This window comes from Spirillospora sp. NPDC049652, from assembly GCF_040675125.1.
Classification (GTDB): Bacteria; Actinomycetota; Actinomycetes; order Streptosporangiales; family Streptosporangiaceae; genus Spirillospora.
Genome location: NZ_JBFAOF010000353.1, coordinates 1 through 6,886 on the forward strand (window position 1 = coordinate 1; position 6,886 = coordinate 6,886).

The window sequence follows — 6,886 nt, forward strand, 5'->3', positions numbered from 1 at the left end:
CAGGCGGCCGGCCAGGACGAGCGGTACGCCACCCCGGCCGCGTCCGGCCCCTCCGACCCGGGTCCGGACGGCGGCAAGGGCACCCCGCTCGGCGGGAACCTGCTCGGCCCGCTGACCAAGCTGCTCAACGGCCTGAAGCCGGAGCAGGCCCCGCCGGCCGCCCCGCCCGCCGCCCCGAACGGCCAGGGCGGCTACGGGGCCGGTCAGGGCGCGTACGGCAAGGGCCAGGGCCGTCCCGGCCGCCAGGGCTCGAACGGCGGCCAGGGCAACTACGGCGGCCAGGGCGGCTACGGCGAGCAGGGCGGCTACGGCGACATGTACGGCAGCGCGGCCCGGCGGGCCACGCCGAGCGAGGGGCTCGCCGAGGCGCCCGCGCCGCTGCCGCTCCCGCTGGTGGGCGACGTGCTCAAGAAGCTGAACGGCGGGTCCGCCCCGGCGAACCTCACGATGCCGAACGTCGCGCGCATGCGGTCGGCGGCCTCCTGACCACCCGCCTCGTCCACCCCTGACCAGTCCGAACGGGACGTCCGCGCCGCACCGGCGCGGGCGTCCCGTTCGCATGTCCGGGGAAGGCGAACCTCACCGTGGAGACAGTGAATTACATCGTTGTTATCTTGCCGAGATAGCCCCACGCCGTCTTTACGCAGCGCACTAGATCCACTTCATAGTGACAAAATCGTGGTGACAAAGCCCACAAAGCCAAGGCTTTTGCTTGCTTAAAGCGGAAGACGCCGTACGGTCAAGGACTTGTGTGCGGCCCCCACGTGAGAGCACTGGGTCACTCCAACTGAAGATGGCCGGGAGCCGCACCGCCGGACGTCCGATCCGCACAGTCGCGGACGCGTCGAACCACCGGTGCCGAAGAGCGGGCCACGAGGCGGAGAACCCCTCGTGACGTGAAGATCCCGCCCGGCGCACGCCGCCAGGACGAAGTCGTCGTCATCCAGACACGGAATCCGCCATGGGCGTGCGCGCGCGAACGCGGCACACCGGGCGTCCGGGGTTCTGTCCCCGATCAAAGGACTTCTCCGTGGGTAAGCATCGCCCCAGGTTCCGTCTTCGGAACATCCTGGTCGCGTCGGGCATCGCGGTCGCCGTCATGGCGGCGGGCGCGGTGGCGCTGCTGGCGGGAGGCGACGGCTCCGGCCGTTCCGCCGCCGCCGCGCAGACGCGGCAACTGGCCGCCTCGCCGAGCCAGAGCCAGAGCCCGACCCAGTCCAGGACCCCGTCGGCCGACCGGCCGCGCACCACGCCGAGCCGGGCCAGCCGGGGCGAACCGCGCCCCCCGGAGCCGAAGCCCGTCGAGATCACCCGGGCCCCGAAGCCCAAGCCGAAGCCCAAGAAGCCCCGCTACACCGTCGTGTCGTCCGGCAGCTGCCAGGCGTCCTCCTACGGCGAGGGGCAGGAGACCGCGAGCGGCGAGACGTTCGACCCGAGCGAGCTGACCGCCGCGCACAAGACGCTGCCGTTCGGCAGCAAGGTCCGTGTCACCAACCGCAACAACGGTGAGTCGGTCACCGTCCGCATCAACGACCGCGGCCCGTTCGTCTCCGGCCGCTGCCTGGACCTCTCCACCGCCGCGATGAAGCAGGTGGACGGTATGAGCGCGGGTGTCATCCCGGTCCGCTACGAGGTCCTCTCCCGCGGCTGAGCGGGTCCCCCCACGGAGTCACACGCAGAGTCACGCGGCCGTGCGCCGCGCGGCGGCGAAGGCGTCCGCGAGGACGCCGGTCAGCGCCGCTCCGGCGGAGCCGTCCGGGTCCACGTCCGGGTCGTAGATCGACACGTTCATGCCGACCGCGCGCGGACTCGCCAGCAGGACCGACAGCAGCCCGGTGAGCGTCTCCAGGGACAGCCCGTCCGGGTTGGGCGAGTCCACGGCCGGCATCACCGCGCGGTCGAGGACGTCGGCGTCCAGGTGGATCCAGAAGCCGCCGGACGCGGGGTCCTCCAGGACGTCCAAGGCGGCCGCGGCGGTGGCCTCGCCGCCGCGCGCCCGGACGTCCGCGCTGGAGTACTTCGGCAGCGCGGACGCCTCAAACTCCTCGGACGCGATGGAGTCGTGGTCCTCCGGCTCCCACTGGTAGCCGATCGCGACGGCCCGCTTCTCGGCGACGTAAGGCCGCAGGCCGTCCAGGTCGGCCAGTCCGGCTGGGCCGTGGCCGGTGGCGAGGCGGAGCGCGTACCCGGCGGTGTTCCGGGTCCCGTGCGCCCCGGCGCGGTCGCGTGGCGGGGCGTAGTCGGCGTGCCCGTCCAGGTAGGCGAGCCCGTGGTCGCCGCGCCGCCGCAGCGCGAGCAGCGGGCCGAGCAGGATGCCGCAGTCGCCGCCGAGGACGAGCGGGAACCGGCCGTCGTCCAGCAGCTCTCCGACGCGTCCGGCGAGCCGCAGCGTGTACTCGGTGTGCGCCGGGCCGTTCCGGTAGCCGGTGACCGGGTCAGGGACGGACGCGTACGGCGCCGGTTCGACGCGTCCGGCCTCCTCGACGGGGAGGTGGGCGGCCAGCCGGGTGGCGAGTCCGTGCGCGCGCAGCGCCTCGGGCAGCCGCCGCGTGCCCGGGACGTGCCCTTCGCGCAGCGGCCGGAGTCCCAGGTTGGACGGAGCTTCCAGCAGTGCTGCCCGACGCGTCATCATGCCCTCCCGCCACCACCTAAACGGTTTAGGTGGTGTTGAAGATCAGCGTAGCGTCCGCCCCGGTGTCCGGTCGAGAGGGCCAGGGCCCCGGCGGAACCGCCGGGCGGCTCGGCGGGGACGGCCGGTGGGTCAGGTGGAGGTGCCGGTCAGGTGGAGGTGCCGGTCAGGTGCAGTGCGACGGGCGGCGCGGGCCGCGGACCCGGCTCGGCCAGCCGCTCCCGGAACCAGTCGGTGAGCACGCCGTCCACCCGGACGGCCTCGGTGATGGGCGGGCGCGCCTCGACGCCCGGCGCGGCGGCGAGCGCGTGCCCCATCCGGAACGCGGCGGCCTCCACGGCCGGCGCGCCGCAGCGTGCCAGCAGGTCGCGCAGCGCGGTCACCTGCGTGCCCGGGACGATCCGGTCCCGCGCACCGCCGATCAGCAGCAGCGCCGCGCCCGACTCGGCGATCCGGCCCGCCTGGGCGGAGAGGTCGAGCCGTTCGGCGAGCTCGGTCGCGGCCGGGCTCCACGAGCGCTCCCGCCCGGACCGCTTCTCCACCGACCGGGCCACCCGCGCGGGCGACACGACCGGCGCGACGAGCGCCGCGGTGCTCACCTGGACGTCCTGCCGGGCGAGCGCGAGGAGCACCACGGCCGCGCCCGCCGAGAACCCGGCCAGCGCCACCGGGTCCGCCGGGACGCCCAGATCGCGGCGCAGGTCGGCGAGGACGTCCGGTAGCAGGGCCGCGGCCCCTTCGACGGCCGTCCCGAACGCGGTGATGCCCGCCTCGGTGAGCAGGCCCTGGGAGTCGAGCCCGGTCGGCAGCGCGGCCGCCGCGTCGTCCGCGTGCGGCAGGTCCAGGTAGACGCGCCAGGTGGGGACGCCCGTCATCGGCACGGCCGTCGCCATCGCGGCCGCCGTGCGCGGGGGATCGAAGCCGGGCCATGCCAGGACCAGGCGGGTCGGCCCGCTCGCCCGCGCGTCCACGGCGGTGGGCGGCAGCGCCACGTACCGGAGCCCGGCGGCCGTCCCCCGAACGGGCCGCACGGCCTCGTCCCGGGCCGCGACCACTTTCCCGTCCTCCTCAGCCGGATGCTCGCCCGCGCGGGCGGCCGGTACGTCGGCCTTCGCCGGACGGCTGGCCCGGCTCGCGCCGGATTCCGGTTCCTCGGCCTTCTGAGCTGCGGGAACGTCCGCCGGGTCGGGGGCGTCGGACGGCTGGTCCGAACAGCGGCTCGGTGCGGCGGCGGGCCGCCGGGAGTCGGGACTGGGGGCCTGGGCGGTCATCGTGCAGCTCCTCGCGGTCGCGGCGGTCGCCTGCGGGCACCGCCGCGGGTCGGCCGTCCGCGACGGCCTGGGCGTGCTGTGTCCGCGATCGGACCGGGAGGCGGCGCCCTCCCGCGAGTCCGGGTTCCCGGAGCCGATGTTTCCAGCGAGCGGCGTTTCATGCCGCGCCATCCCCACAGTCTTTTCGGGAGGGGCAGCCAACTGTCACCGGTGATCACCGAATTGCCTCCCCGCCGGGAGATTGAGAGCGCGATCACGCGGCAGGAGCCGTCGGTACGGCCCGAAAGGGGGAACAAGATAGGTCTCGAGTGCGTCGTAATGAGGGATGGGTGGGCACAGACCACCCACAAACCACCCGGGAGGGCGAGTGAAGGGGAAGCGAGGCGTAGCGGCCGCGGGTCAGGCCTGGCAGATCTACAACGAGACGCTCCAGGACGGCGCACCACGGTTCGGCGAGCGCGTGCGTGCCGTCCCCAGGATGCTCAAGGCCGTCCTGCGCGGTGACTACAAGGGCATGTCGGTCGGATCGCTCGGCCTGCTGGCGCTCGGCGTCGTCTACATCATCTCCCCGATCGACGCGATCCCGGAGGTGCTGCCGATCGTCGGCATCGTGGACGACACGGGCGTGGCGCTGTGGATGGCGACCGTCCTGATCCGCGCCGCGGGGGACTTCGTCTCCTGGGAGCGCGGCGGGCGCCCCCACGTCGTCGTGGGCGACATCGCCGACTGACCTACGCGACTGATCTGGAACGAGACCCGGTCGAACGGCCGGGACGACGAAGGCCGACGGCAACCGCCGTCGGCCTTCGGCATGTCAGGACCAAGAGCGCGGGGCGCCTTCCAGGTCGGCGGCGAACCCGGCGGCCACCTGGCGCATGACCGGGACGACTTCGAGCACCGCCTCGTGCGTCATCCGCGCGGACGGCCCCGACACCGAGAACGCGGTGAGCGTGGGCGCGCCCGGCAGGGGGACGGCCACGCAGCGGACGCCGACCTCCTGCTCCTCGTCGTCCACGGCGTAACCGCGTTCGCGCACGCGCGCGAGCTCGTCCACCAGGGCGTTCGCCTCGGTGAAGGTGTGCGGGGTGCGGGCGGGCATCCCGGTCCGGGAGAGGATCTCGCGCACCCGGGGCTCCGGAAGCTGCGCGAGCAGCGCTTTCCCGACGCCCGTGCAGTGCGGCAGGACCCGCCGCCCGACCTCGGTGAACATCCGCATCGAGTGGCGGGACGGCACCTGCGCGACGTAGACGGCCGAGTCGCCTTCGAGCACGGCCATGTTCGCCGTCTCGCCGACCTCGTCCACCAGCCGCGCGAGCGCCGGCCGCGCCCACGTGCCGAGCAGCCGGCCCGCGCCGTCGCCGAGCCGGATCAGCCGGGGGCCGAGCGCGTACCGCTTGTTCGCCTCCTGCCGGACGTACCCCTGGTTCACCAGCGTCCGCATCAGCCGGTAGATCGTCGGCATCGGCAGTCCGGACACCTCGGTCAACTCGGACAGGGCCATCTCGCCGCCCGCGTCCGCCAGGTGTTCCAGCAGCTCGAAGGCGCGTTCCAGGGACCGTACGGCCTCCGCCACCGGCGTCTCCTTTCCCAGGTGATCCCTCCAATCCTACGGAGAATGTTTTTCACTCTGCGAAAGACGATCGTGTGGTTACGTTCTGTGTCCGAGCGGTTATAACAGCGGATGCCCCCCGGCATGGACAGTCCGAATCGGCGCAGTGGAAGGACCGGAAATGGGGCACGAGGCGATGGGACGCCGTCGGCGAAGGACCCGCCGCCTCGGCGCGGCGGTGCTCGGCGGGCCGGTGCTCGGGGGTGCGCTGGCCGTCCCTCCCGCCTTCGCCGATCCGTTCGCGCCGGCCGACATCGACCCGTCCGGCGCCCCGGCCTCCGCGCCGCCCTTCCGCTCCGCGCCGGGTATCGCCACCGCGTCCTCCACGACGCGGATCGACTCGGAGGCGTCATCGGATTCGGGCGCATCCGAAACCGGACCTTCCGAGCGGCCGGCCCGGACGGCGAGCAGTGCGGAGCGGTCCGCCGTCCGGCTGGCGGCGACGGCCGCGGCGGTCGGACCGCGCCGCGACGGGGCCGACCGCGTCCTGCGCTACCGGCTGCGAGTCGGGCCGACGCGCGAAACAGCGCGCGATGTGACGCTCGCGCTGACCGCGGAACGGCCGCTGAGCTGGGCCGGACGTGCCGAGGAATGCCGCGGCGGCGAGGACCGGGCGGAGCTGATCTGCTCCCTCGGCGACATCAGCGACCGCCGCACCCTCCCGCTCGACGTCCGTCTCCCCCCGGACGGGGAGGACGGAGGCGACCGGACCGGCCTTCCGCGCGTGAGGATCGTGGCGCGCGCCGACGACTCGTCCGCACAGAGCGTCCTGACACTGACCCCGGGCGCCGACATCTCCAATTCCGGTCCATCCGGAATGCCCGGCGCACAGCAAGACCCGCACCGCCCGGTCGCCGCCTCGCCGTACCATCCGGTGGCACGCCCGAACACCGACTCACTGCCGCACCGTCAAGTCTCGCGGACACCCGACGCCTCCCCCCAGGCCGCCACTCCCGCAGCGCCGCTCCCTGCAGCGCCGCGTTCCGCAGCGCCGGACGGCCCGTCTTCGCATGCCGCTTCGGGGCCCGCGCCCTCGTATGCCGCGCCCGCGCCCGCTGCGCCTCCTCGCGGGACGGCACCGAACGTCGCGCTGCCGCTTCCCGGTACGACCCCTGTGCTTCCCGTTCTTCCGCCGCGTGCTCAGGGAACGCGCGGAGCTGGACGTCCGCACGTCGCGCGAGCCCCGCACCCGGCCGTCCCGCATGTTCCTGCCCTAAGCCGCAAGGACGCTCCGGACTCCGTGATCCCGTATGCGCCACCCCGCTCCGGGCCGAAGGTTCCGCGCCTGCCGCGGGGACGCTCGGCAACCCTGCCGCTCGTTCCGCGACCTCCGCGTGTGGCGATGCCGTCGGGTCCGCGCTCGTACGTGCCTCCGGC

5 protein-coding genes and 1 pseudogene are annotated in these 6,886 nt (G+C 74.0%); 3 read left to right on the forward strand and 3 right to left on the reverse strand.

The annotated features are described in order from the left end of the window. Together AB0J52_RS21795 and AB0J52_RS21800 are read left to right on the forward strand one after the other, a co-directional pair. Positions 1–486, forward strand: a pseudogene (locus tag AB0J52_RS21795) (hypothetical protein); the annotation flags it as partial. Positions 487–1,030: 544 nt separating this feature from the next. Beyond that, entirely contained in the window at positions 1,031–1,651 is a 621-nt protein-coding gene (locus AB0J52_RS21800) for a septal ring lytic transglycosylase RlpA family protein (protein ID WP_500183610.1), read from the forward strand. A 30-nt stretch (positions 1,652–1,681) separates the two neighbouring features. On the opposite strand, the gene AB0J52_RS21805 is transcribed toward AB0J52_RS21800, so the two are convergent. Together AB0J52_RS21805 and AB0J52_RS21810 are read right to left on the reverse strand one after the other, a co-directional pair. Further along, entirely contained in the window at positions 1,682–2,632 is a 951-nt protein-coding gene (locus AB0J52_RS21805; protein ID WP_500183612.1) for an arginase family protein, read from the reverse strand. 146 nt (positions 2,633–2,778) lie between these two features. After that, positions 2,779–3,900, reverse strand: a complete 1,122-nt coding sequence (locus AB0J52_RS21810) for an alpha/beta hydrolase family protein (RefSeq protein ID WP_500183613.1) — start codon at positions 3,898–3,900, stop codon at positions 2,779–2,781. 367 nt (positions 3,901–4,267) lie between these two features. Between AB0J52_RS21810 and AB0J52_RS21815 the strand changes: the two genes are divergently transcribed. Further along, entirely contained in the window at positions 4,268–4,630 is a 363-nt protein-coding gene (locus AB0J52_RS21815) for a YkvA family protein (protein ID WP_500183615.1), read from the forward strand. Between the two features lie 84 nt (positions 4,631–4,714). On the opposite strand, the gene AB0J52_RS21820 is transcribed toward AB0J52_RS21815, so the two are convergent. Beyond that, positions 4,715–5,473 carry an IclR family transcriptional regulator gene (locus AB0J52_RS21820; RefSeq protein WP_500183617.1) on the reverse strand — a complete coding sequence of 253 codons (759 nt, stop codon included), beginning with the start codon at positions 5,471–5,473 and terminating at the stop codon, positions 4,715–4,717. Positions 5,474–6,886 lie beyond the last annotated feature (1,413 nt).